The organism is Pseudomonas sp. PDM05 (assembly GCF_014851685.1).
Lineage (GTDB): Bacteria > Pseudomonadota > Gammaproteobacteria > Pseudomonadales > Pseudomonadaceae > Aquipseudomonas.
Map to the genome: position 1 here is coordinate 64,729 of NZ_JACVAC010000002.1, position 16,914 is coordinate 81,642.

General features: G+C 59.1%; 16 protein-coding genes. 10 read left to right on the plus strand and 6 right to left on the minus strand.

Annotation, left to right across the window (positions count from 1 at the left end):
• Positions 1–61 precede the first annotated feature (61 nt).
• From metG to IB241_RS05210, 4 genes are all read left to right on the plus strand, one after another.
• Positions 62–2,113 carry a methionine--tRNA ligase gene (gene metG / locus IB241_RS05195; protein WP_192297301.1) on the plus strand — a complete coding sequence of 684 codons (2,052 nt, stop codon included), beginning with the start codon at positions 62–64 and terminating at the stop codon, positions 2,111–2,113.
• A 117-nt stretch (positions 2,114–2,230) separates the two neighbouring features.
• Positions 2,231–3,193 carry an electron transport complex subunit RsxB gene (gene rsxB / locus IB241_RS05200; protein ID WP_192297302.1) on the plus strand — a complete coding sequence of 321 codons (963 nt, stop codon included), beginning with the start codon at positions 2,231–2,233 and terminating at the stop codon, positions 3,191–3,193.
• Positions 3,194–3,378: 185 nt separating this feature from the next.
• Positions 3,379–4,017: an endonuclease III gene (gene nth / locus IB241_RS05205; protein WP_192297303.1), complete on the plus strand. Its 639-nt coding sequence runs from the start codon at positions 3,379–3,381 to the stop codon at positions 4,015–4,017.
• Between the two features lie 107 nt (positions 4,018–4,124).
• Positions 4,125–4,307, plus strand: coding sequence for a PA3496 family putative envelope integrity protein (locus IB241_RS05210; protein ID WP_192297304.1), 183 nt, complete (start codon positions 4,125–4,127; stop codon positions 4,305–4,307).
• Positions 4,308–4,401: 94 nt separating this feature from the next.
• Here the strand turns inward: IB241_RS05210 and IB241_RS05215 are convergent, their stop codons facing one another.
• From IB241_RS05215 to IB241_RS05225, 3 genes are all read right to left on the minus strand, one after another.
• Positions 4,402–5,034 (minus strand): response regulator transcription factor, encoded by a 633-nt coding sequence (locus IB241_RS05215; RefSeq protein ID WP_122719714.1) that lies wholly within the window; start codon positions 5,032–5,034, stop codon positions 4,402–4,404.
• Positions 5,035–5,665: 631 nt separating this feature from the next.
• Positions 5,666–6,883, minus strand: coding sequence for an argininosuccinate synthase (locus IB241_RS05220; protein ID WP_029295244.1), 1,218 nt, complete (start codon positions 6,881–6,883; stop codon positions 5,666–5,668).
• A 129-nt stretch (positions 6,884–7,012) separates the two neighbouring features.
• The gene (locus tag IB241_RS05225; RefSeq protein ID WP_192297305.1) at positions 7,013–7,921 is read right to left on the minus strand and encodes a flagellar protein MotY; all 909 of its coding nucleotides are present in this window, start codon (positions 7,919–7,921) and stop codon (positions 7,013–7,015) included.
• A gap of 156 nt (positions 7,922–8,077) precedes the next feature.
• Here IB241_RS05225 and pyrC point away from each other — a divergent pair, with 156 nt between their 5' ends.
• Positions 8,078–9,124 (plus strand): dihydroorotase, encoded by a 1,047-nt coding sequence (gene pyrC / locus IB241_RS05230; RefSeq protein ID WP_192297306.1) that lies wholly within the window; start codon positions 8,078–8,080, stop codon positions 9,122–9,124.
• Positions 9,121–9,792 carry a ribonuclease T gene (gene rnt / locus IB241_RS05235; RefSeq protein WP_083359903.1) on the plus strand — a complete coding sequence of 224 codons (672 nt, stop codon included), beginning with the start codon at positions 9,121–9,123 and terminating at the stop codon, positions 9,790–9,792. The genes pyrC and rnt overlap by 4 nt, the downstream gene beginning before the upstream one ends.
• A 206-nt stretch (positions 9,793–9,998) precedes the next feature.
• Here the strand turns inward: rnt and IB241_RS05240 are convergent, their stop codons facing one another.
• Positions 9,999–10,601, minus strand: a complete 603-nt coding sequence (locus tag IB241_RS05240; protein ID WP_003172097.1) for a peroxiredoxin — start codon at positions 10,599–10,601, stop codon at positions 9,999–10,001.
• Positions 10,602–10,843: 242 nt separating this feature from the next.
• Between IB241_RS05240 and IB241_RS05245 the strand changes: the two genes are divergently transcribed.
• Both IB241_RS05245 and bfr read left to right on the plus strand, forming a co-directional pair.
• Positions 10,844–11,062 carry a bacterioferritin-associated ferredoxin gene (locus tag IB241_RS05245; protein ID WP_010564137.1) on the plus strand — a complete coding sequence of 73 codons (219 nt, stop codon included), beginning with the start codon at positions 10,844–10,846 and terminating at the stop codon, positions 11,060–11,062.
• A gap of 201 nt (positions 11,063–11,263) precedes the next feature.
• The gene (bfr, locus tag IB241_RS05250) at positions 11,264–11,734 is read left to right on the plus strand and encodes a bacterioferritin (protein ID WP_192297307.1); all 471 of its coding nucleotides are present in this window, start codon (positions 11,264–11,266) and stop codon (positions 11,732–11,734) included.
• 69 nt (positions 11,735–11,803) lie between these two features.
• Here bfr and grxD read toward each other — a convergent pair whose 3' ends face one another.
• Positions 11,804–12,142 (minus strand): Grx4 family monothiol glutaredoxin, encoded by a 339-nt coding sequence (gene grxD, locus IB241_RS05255; protein WP_065906770.1) that lies wholly within the window; start codon positions 12,140–12,142, stop codon positions 11,804–11,806.
• A gap of 77 nt (positions 12,143–12,219) precedes the next feature.
• Positions 12,220–14,328: a molybdopterin oxidoreductase family protein gene (locus tag IB241_RS05260; protein ID WP_192297308.1), complete on the minus strand. Its 2,109-nt coding sequence runs from the start codon at positions 14,326–14,328 to the stop codon at positions 12,220–12,222.
• 433 nt (positions 14,329–14,761) lie between these two features.
• Here IB241_RS05260 and argF point away from each other — a divergent pair, with 433 nt between their 5' ends.
• Together argF and IB241_RS05270 are read left to right on the plus strand one after the other, a co-directional pair.
• On the plus strand, positions 14,762–15,682 hold the full coding sequence (gene argF, locus IB241_RS05265; protein WP_192297309.1) for an ornithine carbamoyltransferase: 921 nt from the start codon (positions 14,762–14,764) through the stop codon (positions 15,680–15,682).
• The gene (locus IB241_RS05270) at positions 15,679–16,788 is read left to right on the plus strand and encodes an ABC transporter ATP-binding protein (RefSeq protein ID WP_192297310.1); all 1,110 of its coding nucleotides are present in this window, start codon (positions 15,679–15,681) and stop codon (positions 16,786–16,788) included. Before argF ends, IB241_RS05270 begins: the two co-directional genes overlap by 4 nt.
• Positions 16,789–16,914: the final 126 nt, after the last annotated feature.

Genomic DNA, 16,914 nt, shown 5'->3' on the forward strand with positions numbered 1-16,914 from the left:
GAAATATATTTCCCGGCGCTTTATAGTGGCCGACCTCCGTTTCATCAAGTAGCCGAGCCCCATGTCCGAGCCACGCAAGATCCTCGTCACCAGCGCCCTGCCCTATGCCAATGGTTCCATCCATCTTGGCCATATGCTTGAGTACATCCAGACCGATATGTGGGTGCGCTTCCAGAAGCATCGCGGCAACCAATGCATCTATGTCTGCGCGGACGACGCCCACGGTTCGGCCATCATGTTGCGCGCCGAAAAGGAAGGCATCACCCCGGAACAACTGATCGCCAACGTGCAGGCCGAACACAGCGCCGACTTTGCCGAGTTCCTGGTGGATTTCGACAACTTCCACTCGACCCACTCCGAAGAAAACCGCGAGCTGTCGAGCCAGATCTACCTGCGCTTGAAGGATGCCGGGCACATCGACCAGCGTTCGGTCACCCAGTATTTCGACCCGGAAAAGAAGATGTTCCTGGCCGACCGCTTCATCAAGGGCACCTGCCCGAAATGCGGCACCGAAGACCAGTACGGCGACAACTGCGAAAAATGCGGTGCGACCTACGCACCGACCGAGCTGAAGGATCCGAAGTCGGCGATCTCCGGCGCCACCCCGGTGCTCAAGGATTCCCAACACTTCTTCTTCAAGCTCCCGGACTTCCAGCAGATGCTGCAAACCTGGACCCGCAGCGGCACCCTGCAGGACGCCGTGGCGAACAAGCTCTCCGAGTGGCTCGACAGCGGCCTGCAACAGTGGGACATCTCCCGCGACGCGCCGTACTTCGGCTTCGAGATCCCGGGCGAGCCGGGCAAGTACTTCTATGTGTGGCTGGACGCGCCAATCGGCTACATGGCCAGCTTCAAGAACCTGTGTGATCGCACCCCGGAGCTGGACTTCGACGCGTTCTGGAACAAGGATTCCACCGCCGAGCTGTACCACTTCATCGGCAAGGACATCGTCAACTTCCACGCCCTGTTCTGGCCGGCCATGCTTGAAGGTTCGGGCTACCGCAAGCCGACCGGCATTGCCGTGCACGGCTACCTGACGGTCAACGGCCAGAAGATGTCCAAGTCCCGTGGCACCTTTATCAAGGCGCGCACCTACCTGGACCACCTGTCGCCGGAATACCTGCGCTACTACTACGCCTCCAAGCTGGGCCGTGGCGTAGACGACCTCGACCTGAACCTGGAAGACTTCGTACAGAAGGTCAACTCGGACCTGGTAGGCAAGGTCGTCAACATCGCCAGCCGTTGCGCCGGTTTCATCCACAAGGGCAACGCTGGCCTGCTGGTGGCCGAAAATGCCGCACCGGAACTGACCGACGCGTTCCTGGCCGCCGCACCGAGCATCGCCGAAGCCTATGAAGCCCGCGACTTTGCCCGCGCCATGCGCGAAATCATGGGCCTGGCCGACCGCGCCAACGCCTGGATCGCCGACAAGGCACCGTGGTCGCTGAACAAGCAGGAAGGCAAGCAGGCGCAAGTCCAGGCGATCTGCGCCACCGGCGTCAACCTGTTCCGCCAGTTGGTGATCTTCCTCAAGCCGGTGCTGCCGCTGCTGGCCGCCGACGCCGAGGCGTTCCTCAACGTTGCGCCGCTGACCTGGAAGGACCACGCGACCCTGCTCAGCAACCATCAGTTGAACGAGTTCAAGCCGCTGATGACCCGCATCGACCCGCTCAAGGTCCAGGCCATGACCGACGCTTCGAAAGAAGACCTGGTCGCCAGCCAGACCGATACCGGCTCGGCTGCGCCAGTAGGCAATGGTGAATTGGCCAAAGACCCGATCTCTGCGGAAATCGACTTTGACGCTTTCGCCGCAGTCGACCTGCGTGTCGCGCTGATCGTAAAAGCCGAAGCCGTGGAAGGTGCCGACAAGCTGCTGCGCCTGACGCTGGACCTTGGCGGCGAGCAACGCAACGTGTTCTCCGGGATCAAGAGCGCTTATCCGGACCCGTCCAAACTCGATGGTCGTCTGACCATGATGATCGCCAACCTCAAGCCACGGAAAATGAAGTTCGGCATCTCCGAAGGCATGGTGATGGCGGCCGGTCCTGGCGGTGAAGAGATCTACCTGCTGAGCCCTGACAGCGGCGCCAAGCCGGGTCAACGGATCAAGTAAGCCTGCAAGACGGCCCTGTCGCTTCGGCGACAGGGCTTTTCAGCTAGTTCCCCCTTTTCGCTTGCCGGATAATCAGACCCTGTTTGTCTAACCTACCGGCACGCCAATGATCACAGCATGAACCTCATTCAACGTATCGACGCGCTGCTACCGCAGACCCAATGCGGCAAATGCGGGCACCCCGGATGCAAGCCTTACGCAGAGGGCATCGCCAGCGGCGAAGCCATCAACAAGTGTCCGCCTGGTGGACAGGAAACCATCGCCGGCCTGGCGCACTTGCTGAACGTGCCGGTGCTGGCGCTGGATACCTCCCGTGGCGAAGCTCCGGCGCAGATTGCGTACATCCGCGAAGCCGAGTGCATCGGCTGCACCAAGTGCATCCAGGCGTGCCCGGTGGATGCGATTGTGGGCGCCGCCAAGTTGATGCACACAGTGATCGTCGACGAATGCACGGGTTGTGATTTGTGTGTGGCGCCGTGCCCGGTCGATTGCATTGAAATGCGCCCATTGGTCAGCGTGCTGCCGATCGTGGGAGGTCTGGCAGCCAATGATCACGAGCGCCACGAACGCAGCCTCAAGCGTGACCGGGCACGGCGTCGCTACGAACAACGCAACGCGCGCTTGCAGCGGGAAGAGGAGCATCGGCTCGCCGAGCGCCAGGCACGGACCAAACGACCGGCACCGACGGAAACCGCGCCGGTAGATGCCCTGCAAGCGATTACGGACGCAGCGGTGAAGAAGGCCAAGATTGAGCTGGCGATGAGCCGCGCACAGCTGCACAAGTCCTTGAAAGCCTTTGGTCATCCACCGACCTTTGAACAGCAATCTCAGTTGATCGTCCTGCAACAGCAGTTTGAGGCCGCGGAACGCGCATTGGCTGCACTGGAACCAGACAGCACGCCAGCAATGCCACGGTCGCCCGTGAATACTGCCGAACTCAAACGCGCCAAAATCCAGCTGGCGATGCGCCGCGCCGAGCTGAAGAAAGCGCAGGATCGGCTGGCCGCCCCGCAAGAACTGGCCGACGCACAAAACCGGCTCGATGAAGCGCAACGTCAAGTCGATGCCCTGGGCACGTGACCTGCAACGTTGAGAACGGTCAGCAACTGTTTGCTGCATTGCGCTCACGCTAGGGTTGTTACGCGGCGAGGCAGACACCACTTTGATGCCTACCGGGTTTATCCTGCTGGGGTTACTGCTGGCAGGGGCCCGGCCTGGACCCTTTTCACCTTCACGCTGAACACCGGCAAGGAACCACTCGTCCCATGAACGCCGTAAAACGCCTGGAAATTTTCCGCAGGTTTCACGAAGACAATCCGGAACCCAAAACCGAACTGGCCTACTCCTCGCCGTTCGAGCTGCTGATTGCGGTGATCCTGTCGGCACAATCCACCGACGTAGGCGTCAACAAGGCCACGGCCAAACTGTACCCGGTAGCCAACACGCCAGCGGCAATCCATGCCTTGGGTGTCGATGGGTTATCGGAGTACATCAAGACGATCGGCCTCTACAACAGCAAGGCCAAGAACGTGATTGAGACCTGCCGGATGCTCGTTGAGCTGCACGGCGGTGAAGTGCCACAAACTCGCGAAGCGCTGGAAGCCCTCCCCGGCGTAGGGCGCAAAACCGCCAATGTCGTGCTCAACACCGCGTTCCGACAGTTGACCATGGCGGTGGACACGCACATTTTCCGGGTCAGTAACCGAACTGGTATCGCCCGCGGCAAGAATGTGGTCGAGGTGGAAAATCAATTGATGAAGTTCGTGCCCAAGCCGTATCTGCTCGACTCCCATCATTGGCTGATCCTGCATGGGCGCTATGTTTGTCAGGCGCGCAAGCCGCGCTGCGGCAGCTGTCGCATCGAGGACCTGTGCGAATACAAGGACAAGACATCAGACGATTGAGCAATCATTGGTTTTTTTGATCTGTCGATTGAAAAAATCTTTTTTACCCATTCATGGATTATCGTTATAAGGAGCGCCAACGGCAGTCTTAGCCCGGAGTGAACCTTATGAGCACTGGCAAAGAACAATTGGATGTAGAAGACGACCTCGTTGCAGAGCCGGATGACGATGGCGAAGCCCCCGTTGCGGAGGTGGCCAAGACCAATCTGAGCAAACGTCGCACTATCGACAATCTTCTGGAAGAGCGACGCTTGCAAAAACAACTGGCCGATTACGACTTCGACCTCTGACCTGGCCGTTGACGACCAGAAGCCTCCCTGACGGAGGCTTTTTTCCAACGAGTACTCTGGTTACCTATCAGCGTTTTGATGGACCCCTTCCCACCTATACCAACCCATTGCGCTGGGCCAGTTCAATCAGGTCCACCAGGGAGCGGGCATTGAGCTTGAGCAACAAGCGCGTCTTGTAGGTGCTGACGGTCTTGTTACTGAGGAACATGCCATCGGCGATCTCCTTGTTGGTTTTACCACGGGCCAACTGCTGCAACACCATCATCTCCCGGCCCGAAAGGCGTTCAACCATGTCGGCCTCGCTGGCATTGCCCATGGTAGAGCGCACCGAATTCAGCGCCTGGTTCGGGAAATAGCTGTAGCCGGAAAGCACCGCCTTGATAGCGCTCAGCAACTCGGTCAGGTCCTGTTGCTTGCATACATACCCCGCCGCCCCCGCCTGCATGCATCGCATGGAGAAATGCCCCGGAGCCTGTGACGTCAGCACCAACACCTTGAACGGCGCAGGCTGTTTGACCGAAGAGAGCCGGCAAATAACTTCCAACCCATCGAGCTTGGGAATTCCAATATCCAGTATGACAATGTCCGGCATATGTTCCCGTGCAAGTTGCAACGCATCGACACCGTTATCGGTCTCGGCAACGACCTCATAACCATGACGCTCCATTAGCATACGCACAGCAAGACGAATGACGGGATGATCATCCACGATCAGCACTTTATTCATAAGAAAGTCCAATTTCGCTGTTCGAATTATTCAGAGCAAGCACAATAGCCTAGTCGTTTCCTAGTTGGCATAGTATTCCCCCCCGCGCAACAGCAAGCAGAGACCCAACCCACAGCGCAATAGGAATTGACCTACAAAAAAACGCAAAGTCGACCGTAGCGAGTTGTATGAGGCCTTTCAGATCTTTCCGGTCCCACACATATTTTGAATAAATTATCCCTCGGATATGGGATGGACGGCGAAAGTAGCGCACACGACTTTCAGGAAATATCCCTTGCTTGTGGCCATCGCTCCCTTGAGAGGCCAAGAAAACCACCACCTTTTTAGTTCCATTAAACATATTCATTTACACCCATATTTCCTACAGAGCATTCAGCGCACAACAATTAAATTGTGCTTACTTGTGTGATTTATCTGTAAGACATAGTTCCTTGCCAGGTGTAATTAATTCATTTCACCTCGCAAACAAGCCATCAAGTGCAGTTGGCCCGGCAGACAAATTTCCTGTCGCCTTAACTTCAACAAAGTTTAAACATCGATAAACAAAAGATCGAATCAAGGCTGCCTGGCTTTTCATCGGGCAAAAAAAAGCCCCTTCAACAAGGGGCTTTCCTTAGAGTGTCTTGAGCACTCAGAACAACTTGCGACCTTTGTTGGCCGCAATGCGCATGCGCAGTGCGTTCAACTTGATAAAGCCCGCTGCGTCCGCCTGGTTGTAGGCGCCGCCGTCTTCTTCGAAGGTGGCGATGTTGGCGTCGAACAGCGACTCATCGGATTTACGCCCGGTGACGATCACGTTACCTTTGTACAGCTTCAGGCGCACAACGCCGTTCACGTGGACCTGGGAAGCGTCGATCATCTGTTGCAGCATCAGACGCTCAGGGCTCCACCAGTAGCCGGTGTAGATCAGGCTGGCGTACTTAGGCATCAGCTCGTCTTTGAGGTGAGCCACTTCACGGTCCAGGGTGATGGACTCGATGGCGCGGTGAGCGCGCAGCATGATGGTGCCGCCCGGAGTTTCGTAGCAGCCACGGGACTTCATGCCCACGTAACGGTTCTCGACGATGTCGAGGCGGCCGATACCGTGTTCGCCACCGATACGGTTCAGGGTCGCCAGCACGGTAGCCGGAGTCATTTCGACGCCGTCCAGCGCGACGATGTCGCCGTTGCGGTAGGTCAGTTCCAGGTACTGTGGCTTGTCTGGCGCGTTCTCCGGGGAGACGGTCCATTTCCACATGTCTTCTTCGTGCTCGGTCCAGGTGTCTTCCAGCACGCCGCCTTCATAGGAGATGTGCAGCAAGTTGGCGTCCATCGAGTACGGGGACTTCTTCTTGCCGTGGCGCTCGATCGGGATTGCGTGCTTTTCAGCGTAATCCATCAGCTTTTCACGGGACAGCAGGTCCCATTCACGCCAAGGGGCAATCACTTTGACGCCCGGCTTGAGCGCGTAGGCGCCCAGTTCGAAACGCACTTGGTCGTTGCCCTTGCCGGTCGCGCCATGGGAAATGGCGTCGGCGCCGGTTTCGTTGGCGATTTCGATCAGGCGTTTGGCGATCAGCGGACGTGCGATGGAAGTACCCAGCAGGTACTCGCCTTCATAGACGGTGTTGGCGCGAAACATCGGGAAAACGAAATCGCGGACGAATTCTTCGCGCAGGTCGTCAATGTAGATCTCTTTCACGCCCATGGCTTGCGCCTTGGCACGTGCAGGTTCGACCTCTTCGCCCTGACCCAGGTCAGCGGTGAAGGTCACCACTTCACAGTTATAAGTATCCTGCAGCCACTTGAGGATCACCGAAGTGTCCAGGCCGCCGGAATACGCGAGAACGACCTTGTTTACGTCGGCCATGCCATCACTCCACGGGGTTGTACGGAAAGGCGACGATTCTACCGATCAAAACCGTGAAATTACAGGGGCGCGACAGCAAATGAAGATAAAGCGACAGATTATGTCGAGAGGGCGACCGGTGGTCGCACCTTATGAGGTGGCTGCGGGATTACTCCGGACCGCAGCCTGGGGTGCCGGTTTCTCGGGAGTTGCGACCCGCTCCAGCTGAATATTGACGCGGCGGTTGCGTGCGCGGTTGGCAGCATTGGTGTTGGGCGCCAGCGGGTAGCTTTCGCCGTGGAAGCGCAGGGTAATCTGCGACTCCTCGATGCCGTTGGCCTTGAAGTAGTCCATCACCGCCAATGCACGACGCCGTGAAACATCACGATTGGTCAGGCGGTTGCCGCTGTTGTCCGAGTGGCCGTTCAACTCGATGTGGTTGACGGTCGGGTCTGCCTTCATGAATTCAAGAATCACCGCCAGCTTCTGCTTGGCCGCCGCATCCAGCTCGATGCCACCGCCCGGAAAGCCGACTTCGGTCTGCTTGACCTGATCGTAATTCATCGGCAGCAGCTTGGCGGTGCACAGTTGATAGTCGCTGTAGGCCTTGTTGAACTTCACCGGCAACAGGCGGATTTCCGAGTAGCCACCCTCACGCCCGTAATGCCGTACGGTCGGCGAACGCCCCTCGAGCAAACCATTGAACAGGCGCCCGGCCTGGGCCTGGGAGCTGTTGAACAGCACTTCGCCACTGCCGGCACGCACGGCTCCCAGATTGATGTCGCCGCGTCCGGGCTGCCAAGGTGCGGCAGCGGCCAGCAAGGTGGCCGAACCTGCGCCCAGCGAACCATTAAAGGCTTTCAGACGAAACGTCGCCTGCTCGCCGGCCCGGCGCACGAACTCACCCGAACCAAAATCGGTGATCGGTTGGCTCAGACGGCACTCAAACTTGTCGCCCTCTACCTTCCACTCAATATTCTCCAGACGTGTCTGGAACGTGAGGGCCATCGCAGGCAGGCTGGCGAACACACTGAGCAGGGCTAGATAATGCTGGCGCACGGGAGGCTCCACTGGTTTCTACAACACTTCAAAGCGTCATACATCGATAAGGCATACGAAAGGCTATCGGATGCATCCTGTAAAACTTGATAGCGAGTGCCTGCAAGAGTCTTTTCCGGTAGCATTCCCACCAGATTGACCCGCCTGGAATCCCCAATGTCCGACCGCCTGACCCTGCTGCGTCCCGACGACTGGCATATTCATCTTCGCGATGGTGCTGCGTTGCCCCAAACCGTGGCCGATGTTGCGCGCACGTTTGGCCGTGCCATCATCATGCCTAACCTGGTACCTCCGGTGCGTAACGCCGCTGAAGCCGACGCCTATCGCCAGCGTATCCTCGCTGCGCGCCCGGCCGGCAGCCGCTTCGAACCGCTGATGGTGCTCTACCTCACCGACCGCACCCAGCCCGACGAGATTCGCGAGGCCAAGGCCAGCGGCTACGTGCACGCCGCCAAGCTGTACCCGGCTGGCGCGACCACCAACTCCGATTCCGGTGTGACAAGTATCGACAAGATCCTGCCGGCCATCGAAGCCATGGCCGAAGTCGGCATGCCGCTGTTGATCCACGGCGAAGTCACCCGTGGCGACGTGGACGTGTTCGATCGCGAGAAGATCTTCATCGACGAGCACATGCGTCGCGTGGTCGAACTGTTCCCGACCCTCAAGGTAGTGTTCGAACACATCACCACCGCCGATGCCGTGCAGTTCGTCACCGAGGCCTCGGCCAACGTCGGCGCGACCATCACTGCGCACCATCTGCTGTACAACCGCAACCACATGCTGGTGGGCGGGATTCGGCCGCATTTCTATTGCCTGCCGATCCTCAAGCGCAACACCCATCAAGTGGCACTGCTGGATGCCGCCACCAGTGGCAATCCGAAGTTCTTCCTCGGCACCGACTCCGCTCCACATGCCCAGCATGCCAAGGAAGCCGCGTGCGGCTGTGCCGGTTGCTACACGGCCTATGCGGCGATCGAGCTGTACGCCGAAGCGTTCGAACAACGCAATGCCCTGGACAAGCTCGAAGGTTTCGCCAGCCTCAACGGCCCGCGTTTCTACGGCCTGCCGGCGAATACCGACCGCATCACCCTGGTCCGTGAAGACTGGACCGCCCCTGCCAGCCTGCCGTTTGGCGAGCTGACTGTTATCCCGCTGCGCGCCGGTGAAACACTGCGCTGGCGCCTGCTGGAGGAAAGCAAGTGAGTGAAGACCATTACGACGACGAACACGAGCACAGCGGTGGCGGTTCACGCCACCCGATGGCCGAGCGGTTCCGCGGCTATCTGCCGGTTGTCATCGACGTAGAAACCGGTGGTTTCAATTGCGCCACCGACGCCTTGCTGGAAATCGCAGCCACCACCATCGGCATGGATGAACAGGGTTTCGTGTTCCCGGAACACACCCACTTCTTCCGCGTCGAGCCGTTCGAAGGCGCCAACATCGAGGCGGCGGCCCTGGAATTTACCGGGATCAAGCTCGATCACCCGCTGCGCATGGCCGTGAGTGAAGAAGCGGCACTGACCGACATCTTCCGTGGCGTGCGCAAGGCGTTGAAGGCCAATGGCTGCAAACGCGCGATCCTGGTCGGCCACAACAGCAGCTTCGACCTGGGTTTCCTGAACGCCGCCGTGGCGCGGTTGGACATGAAGCGCAACCCGTTCCACCCGTTCTCCAGCTTCGACACCGCTACCCTCGCGGGCCTGGCTTACGGCCAGACCGTACTGGCCAAAGCCTGTCAGGCAGCCGGTATCGACTTTGACGGTCGCGAAGCCCACTCGGCGCGCTATGACACCGAGAAGACCGCCGACCTGTTCTGCGGCATCGTCAATCGCTGGAAGCAGATGGGCGGCTGGGAAGACTTCAACGACTAACAGCGCTGTCGTAGTGAGCGGGCTTGCCCCGCGCTGGGGGGCGAAGCCGCCCCAAATCCAACCGCCTCCATTTTACTGATACACCGAGGTGCCTGGGTTTAGGGCGGCTTCGCCCCCCAGCGCGGGGCAAGCCCGCTCACTACAGGCATTTTCCGCCCATAAAAAAACGGCCTTCTCAGGCCGTTTTTTTGTACCTCAAATCTGGCTTACAGCTTGCCAGCGTTCTCGGTCAGGTAAGCCGCAACGCCTTCTGGCGAAGCGTTCATGCCTTTGTCGCCTTTTTTCCAGTTGGCAGGGCAGACTTCGCCGTGCTCTTCGTGGAATTGCAGGGCGTCGACCAGGCGGATCAGCTCTTCCATGTTACGGCCCAGCGGCAGGTCGTTGATGATCTGGGAGCGCACAACGCCCTTGTCATCGATCAGGAACGCGCCACGGAAAGCCACGCCGCCTTCGGACTCAACGTCGTAGGCCTTGGCGATGTCGTGCTTCATGTCGGCAGCCATGGTGTATTTGACTTTGCCGATGCCGCCATCATTGATGGCAGTGTTGCGCCAGGCGTTGTGGGTGAAATGGGAGTCGATGGAAACGGCAACCACTTCAACGTTACGCGCCTTGAAATCGTCCATGCGGTGGTCCAGAGCGATCAGCTCCGACGGGCAGACGAAGGTGAAGTCCAGCGGGTAGAAGAACACCAGGCCGTATTTGCCTTTGATGGCTTCAGACAGTTTGAAACTGTCTACGATTTCGCCATTGCCGAGGACGGCAGGTACATCGAAATCCGGGGCTTGTTTGCCGACGAGTACGCTCATTGGGTATCTCCTGATGTGAGGGTGACGATTGAAGTAAAAGGACCGGCCCAGTCTGGCGCCTGTAGGCGACAACCCTGTGACGCAGTCACGCTTCGTGAAGACCGACCATCATACACTGAAAAAACCGTTCGTCAGCGCAGGGGCAATACGCGCAAATACCCTACGAATCTACTTTGACAATCATTCTCGTTAACATTAAGATCCATCGCACTCAAGCCTTAAACCCGCGACGGTTCTCCCTTATGTATGTGTGCCTCTGTACTGGCGTCACCGACGGACAAATCCGCGAAGCAATCTACGAAGGTTGCTGCAGCTACAAGGAAGTGCGTGAAACCACCGGCGTTGCCAGCCAGTGCGGTAAATGTGCTTGCCTGGCCAAGCAAGTGGTACGGGAAACCCTGACGCAGCTGCAGACAGCCCAGGCCGCGCTCCCCTATTCAGCAGAATTTACACACGCTTAAATCGGCGTGTTTTAAAGAACCGGACTTAGTGTCCGGTTTTTTTATGCCCGCAATTCAATAAGTTAGCGCTAAGACGCGGAACACAAACATTCTTATTCCGATTAATTTTCATTTATTATTCAATAACTTAGGTTTGACACTAAGGTTTTCGCCGCTCAAACTCCGCCCTATATACAGCTATTACAGGGCAGGACCCCAGTCATGAAAGGCGACATCTCAGTCATCCAGCAACTCAACAAAATCCTTGCCAATGAACTGGTCGCGATCAATCAGTACTTCCTGCATGCACGCATGTTTGACGATTGGGGCCTGGAAAAGCTGGGCAAGCGTGAATACAAAGAATCGATCAAAGCCATGAAGGACGCCGACGCGCTGATCAAGCGCATCCTGTTCCTCGAAGGCCTGCCGAACGTGCAGGACCTGGGCAAGCTGAGCATCGGCGAGCACACCCAGGAAATGATCAACAGCGACCTGAAATTCGAGCAAAAGAGCCACAGCGACCTCAAGGCCGCCATCGCTCACTGCGAAACCAAAGGCGACTTCGGCAGCCGTGAGCTGCTGGAAGATATTCTGGAAGACCAGGAAGAACACATCGACTGGCTGGAAACCCAACTGGGCCTGATCGACAAAGTCAGCCTGGAAAACTACCTGCAATCGCAGATGGGCGAATAAGCCCCCGGTACGCAGGTATAAAAAAGCCCCGCTCTCTCACGAGAAGCGGGGCTTTTCATTGCAAGCGAATCAAGCGTCAGTCTTGGCCGCCGCGTTTGCCGCCGCTTCCTTGATCAGCGCTTGCAGCGAACCATCAGCCGCCATCTCAACGATGATGTCGCTACCGCCGACCAATTCACCGGCAACCCACAGTTGTGGGAACGTAGGCCAGTTGGCGTACTTGGGCAGGTTGGCACGGATTTCAGGGTTCTGCAGGATGTCCACGTAAGCGAATTTCTCGCCGCACGCCATGATCGCCTGGGAAGCCTTCGCGGAGAAACCGCACTGAGGAGCGTTTGGCGCGCCCTTCATGTAAAGCAGAATGGTGTTGTTGGCAATCTGCTCTTTGATCGTTTCGATGATATCCATGGAACACCTCGGCTGGAACTTTGCGACTCACAGGTCGGCACGGTGGCGCATTGTAACGCAAAATTCCAGCGCGGTGCTCAGGCGGCTGCGACCTGAACCGGAACGCCGTTGAGCGCAGCGTTGCCCGACAACTCGTCCAATTGCCGCTCGTCGGTCAAGTCGTTCGCACTCGCCCCCGGCTGCCCACTGGCAATGCTCATCTGCACACCCGGACGGCCATGGCCCCAACCGTGGGGCAGGCTGACTACACCGGGCATCATATCCAGGCTGGCCAGTACTTCCACTTCGATCATGCCGATGCGCGAACTCACTCGCACGCGCTGGCCATCGCTCAATTGCCGACTGGCCAGATCGTCCGGGTGCATCAACAACTGATGACGGGGCTTGCCCTTCACCAAGCGGTGATAGTTATGCATCCAGGAGTTGTTGCTGCGCACGTGGCGACGACCGATCAACAACAACTCATCCGCCACAGGCAGCGGCTGCGCGGCAAAGCGCGCCAGATCGGCAAGGATCACCGCCGGTGCCGCCTGCACTTTGCCATCCGCCGTTTTCAAGCGCGCAACCAGATTGGCCTTGAGCGGCCCCAAGTCGACGCCATGGGGATGTTCCGCCAGCATCGCCACCGACAACTTGTGGCTCGACGCATCACCGTAAACCCCGGCTCGCAACCCGAAATCGATCATCTGCGCCGGCGCCATGGTCGGCTTCAGCACTGCACCGGTCTGCGCGGCAAACGCCTCTGCCAGGCCTACGAAGATCTCCCAGTCATGCAGCGCCCCCGCCGGCTTGGGCAAGATCGCACGGTTGAAGCGGGTGACGTTACGCACCGCGAACATATTGAAGGTGGTGTCGTAGTGATCGTTCTCCAGTGCCGATGTAGACGGCAGGATCAAGTCGGCATATCGCGTGGTCTCGTTGATATAGAGATCGATGCTGACCATGAACTCCAGCCCATCCAGCGCCTGTTCCAACTGGCGGCCGTTGGGTGTCGACAACACCGGATTGCCGGCCACCGTGACCAATGCGCGGATTTGCCCTTCGCCCTCGGTAAGCATTTCTTCAGCCAGGGCCGACACCGGCAACTCGCCGCCATATTCCGGACGCCCGGACACCCGGCTCTGCCAGCGATTGAAATGCCCACCGCCTGTCGACGCCACCAGATCCACCGCCGGCGTGGTGCACACGGCGCCACCGGCACGGTCTAGGTTGCCAGTGACCAGGTTGATCAGTTGCACCAGCCAATGACACAAGGTGCCGAACGCCTGGGTGGAGACGCCCATGCGCCCGTAACACACCGCCTTGTCCGCCGCCGCAAAGTCCCGCGCGAGCTGGCGAATCTGCGCGGCCGGCACTGCACATTGGCGACTCATGGCCTCGGCGGTAAACCCGACGATTGCCTGGCGCACATCGTCCAGGCCAGCGACCGGCAGGTGACTGTCGCGAGTCAGGTTTTCACTGAACAAGGTGTTGAGCACCCCAAACAACAACGCCGCATCCCCGCCGGGGCGCACGAACAGGTGCTGATCGGCCATCGCCGCTGTCTCACTGCGCCGTGGGTCGACCACCACCACTTTGCCGCCACGGGCCTGGATGGCCTTGAGGCGCTTCTCCACATCGGGCACGGTCATGATGCTGCCGTTGGACGCCAATGGGTTGCCGCCGAGGATCAGCATGAAATCGGTGTGATCGATGTCCGGAATTGGCAGCAACAGGCCATGACCGTACATCAGGTGACTGGTGAGGTGGTGAGGCAACTGGTCCACCGAGGTCGCCGAGAAGCGGTTGCGCGTCTTCAACTGGCCCAGGAAGTAGTTGCTATGGGTCATCAGCCCATAGTTATGCACGCTGGGGTTGCCCTGGTACACCGCCACCGCATTCTGGCCGTGCCGGGCCTGGATACCCGCCAGGCGCTCGGCTACAAGGGCGAAGGCGTCTTCCCACGGGATTGGCTGCCATTCGCTGCCCACCCGCAACATAGGCTGGTGCAGGCGGTCCGGGTCATTCTGGATGTCCTGCAGTGCCACCGCCTTGGGGCAGATATGCCCGCGGCTGAACGTATCCAGCGCATCACCCTTGATCGAGGTGATCGCCAGGCTGCCGTCGTCGGCCTCGGTGGTTTCCAGGGTCAGGCCGCAGATGGCTTCACACAGATGGCAGGCACGGTGGTGGAGAGTCTTGGTCATGGCCAGTCTCTTTATAGGGGCTTTGACTCAACTATGAGCCGCCACCTGCAGTGGCGCCACCAACGTTCGCGGTGTGAATCGACGGGCATCAGGCCCGGCCATGGCTAAGAGTGAGCAAATGTTTCAGAAGCCCGCAAAGCATCGCTGAAACCGACGCAACCGGGCCCAAGCCCGCCGCCGCGCATTGCAAAAGGTTGCGACGCCAGTGTACAAATGGCCCGCTGCCGTATGGAATTCGTCTTCAAAAGCGCTCTCGCGCCCTTCTTGAACACCCCTAAAAACGTAGCCCTATTGGTAAGACGCGACATTTAATGTCAATATCGCGCCTTCCCCTATTTCGTCGCCCCGTGCGGCTTTCGCCGCAGGTCTCGCCCGTTGTCACAATAAACAAGGCTTTGAGTATCTGCGGTCTGTTGCAAAAAGGTAGTTAATGATGAGCGCAAGGCACTTTCTCTCTCTGATGGATTGCACGCCCGAAGAGCTGGTCAGCGTGATCCGTCGAGGCATTGAGCTTAAAGACCTGCGTAACCGCGGCGTACTGTTCGAGCCTTTGAAAAACCGCGTCCTCGGGATGATCTTCGAGAAATCGTCGACCCGCACCCGCCTGTCCTTCGAAGCCGGCATGATCCAGCTGGGTGGCCAGGCCATCTTCCTGTCACCGCGCGACACCCAACTGGGCCGTGGCGAGCCGATCAGCGATTGCGCGATCGTCATGTCGCGCATGCTTGATGCGGTGATGATCCGTACCTTCGCCCATAGCACCCTCACCGAATTCGCCGCCAACTCCCGCGTGCCCGTGATCAACGGCCTGTCCGACGACCTGCACCCGTGCCAGTTGCTGGCCGACATGCAAACCTTCCTTGAGCATCGCGGTTCGATCCAGGGCAAGACCGTGGCCTGGATCGGCGACGGCAACAACATGTGCAACAGCTATATAGAAGCGGCGATCCAGTTCGACTTCCAACTGCGCGTTGCCTGCCCGGAAGGCTACGAGCCTGACGCACGTTTCCTCGCACAGGCAGGTGAGCGCGTCACCGTCGTTCGAGACCCACGGGATGCCGTGATCGGCGCTCACCTGGTCAGCACCGACGTCTGGACCTCCATGGGCCAGGAAGACGAAACCGCCAAGCGCCTCGCGCTGTTCGCGCCGTTCCAGGTCACCCGTGCCCTGCTCGACCTGGCCGCGCCGGACGTGTTGTTCATGCACTGCCTGCCAGCCCACCGTGGCGAAGAAATCAGCCTCGACCTGCTTGACGATTCGCGCTCCGTCGCCTGGGACCAGGCCGAAAACCGCCTGCACGCGCAGAAAGCCCTGCTCGAATTCCTCGTCCCGCCTTCGTACCATCACGCATGAGCCATCCACTCCTGCTGAACCTGCGCAATCTGGCATGCGGCTATCAAGATCAACGGGTGGTGCAGAACCTCAACCTGCACCTCAATGCCGGTGACATCGGTTGCCTGCTGGGCTCCTCGGGCTGCGGCAAAACCACTACCCTGCGGGCGATAGCCGGTTTCGAGCCGGTGCACGAAGGTGAAATCAGCCTGGCCGGCGAAGTGATCTCCAGCGCCGGTTTCACCCTGGCGCCGGAGAAACGTCGTATCGGCATGGTGTTCCAGGACTACGCACTGTTTCCCCACCTCAGCGTGGCGGACAACATCGCGTTCGGCATCCGCAAGCACCCGAAAAAAGACCACGTGGTCGCCGAACTGCTGGAACTGGTCAACCTGAAGAACCTCGGCAAACGCTTCCCCCACGAGCTGTCCGGCGGCCAGCAGCAACGCGTTGCCCTCGCCCGCGCACTGGCGCCGGAGCCGCAACTGCTGCTGCTCGACGAACCCTTCTCCAACCTCGACGGCGAACTGCGGCGCAAGCTCAGCCACGAGGTGCGTGACATCCTCAAGGTCCGGGGCACCAGTGCGATTCTGGTCACCCACGACCAGGAAGAAGCGTTCGCCGTGAGCGACCAGGTCGGTGTATTCAAGGAAGGCCGCCTGGAGCAATGGGACACGCCCTACAACCTCTATCACGAGCCGCAGACCCCGTACGTCGCCAGTTTTATCGGCCAGGGGTATTTTATCCGCGGCCAATTGAGCACACCGGAGTCGGTCAGCACCGAACTGGGTGAACTGCGCGGCAATCGCGCCTACACCTGGCCAACGGGTGGCGCGGTGGATGTTCTGCTGCGTCCGGATGACCTCGTGTATGCGCCGGACAGCGCGTTGAAAGCGCGCATCGTCGGCAAGACGTTCCTCGGTGCGTCGACCTTGTACCGACTGCAACTGCCGACGGGCGCGCAGCTGGAGTCGATCTTCCCGAGCCATGCGGACCATCAGCTCGGCGCGGATGTAGGGATTCGGGTGGCGGCGGAACATCTGGTGCTGTTCCAGGCTTCGGGCAGCGTTGCGGCGCAGATTCCCCAATCCGAATCAGGCGTAAGACGCTACAGCCCGGCCACCTGAAGACACCGGCTCAAAAAAAGTGGGAGCGGGCTTGCTCGCGAATGCGGCTTATCAGTGATGACTGTATCGACTGAAACTCTGCATTCGCGAGCAAGCCCGCTCCCACATTTTGATCCAGGTACACCC

Bases quoted from the DNA above. Each gene is read 5' to 3' on its own strand.
- metG (WP_192297301.1), top strand. From the start codon at position 62: ATGTCCGAGCCACGCAAGATCCTCGTCACCAGCGCCCTGCCCTATGCC.
- rsxB (WP_192297302.1), top strand. From the start codon at position 2,231: ATGAACCTCATTCAACGTATCGACGCGCTGCTACCGCAGACCCAATGC.
- nth (WP_192297303.1), top strand. From the start codon at position 3,379: ATGAACGCCGTAAAACGCCTGGAAATTTTCCGCAGGTTTCACGAAGAC.
- IB241_RS05210 (WP_192297304.1), top strand. From the start codon at position 4,125: ATGAGCACTGGCAAAGAACAATTGGATGTAGAAGACGACCTCGTTGCA.
- IB241_RS05215 (WP_122719714.1), bottom strand. From the start codon at position 5,034: ATGAATAAAGTGCTGATCGTGGATGATCATCCCGTCATTCGTCTTGCT.
- IB241_RS05220 (WP_029295244.1), bottom strand. From the start codon at position 6,883: ATGGCCGACGTAAACAAGGTCGTTCTCGCGTATTCCGGCGGCCTGGAC.
- pyrC (WP_192297306.1), top strand. From the start codon at position 8,078: ATGTCCGACCGCCTGACCCTGCTGCGTCCCGACGACTGGCATATTCAT.
- IB241_RS05240 (WP_003172097.1), bottom strand. From the start codon at position 10,601: ATGAGCGTACTCGTCGGCAAACAAGCCCCGGATTTCGATGTACCTGCC.
- IB241_RS05245 (WP_010564137.1), top strand. From the start codon at position 10,844: ATGTATGTGTGCCTCTGTACTGGCGTCACCGACGGACAAATCCGCGAA.
- bfr (WP_192297307.1), top strand. From the start codon at position 11,264: ATGAAAGGCGACATCTCAGTCATCCAGCAACTCAACAAAATCCTTGCC.
- grxD (WP_065906770.1), bottom strand. From the start codon at position 12,142: ATGGATATCATCGAAACGATCAAAGAGCAGATTGCCAACAACACCATT.
- IB241_RS05260 (WP_192297308.1), bottom strand. From the start codon at position 14,328: ATGACCAAGACTCTCCACCACCGTGCCTGCCATCTGTGTGAAGCCATC.
- argF (WP_192297309.1), top strand. From the start codon at position 14,762: ATGAGCGCAAGGCACTTTCTCTCTCTGATGGATTGCACGCCCGAAGAG.
- IB241_RS05270 (WP_192297310.1), top strand. From the start codon at position 15,679: ATGAGCCATCCACTCCTGCTGAACCTGCGCAATCTGGCATGCGGCTAT.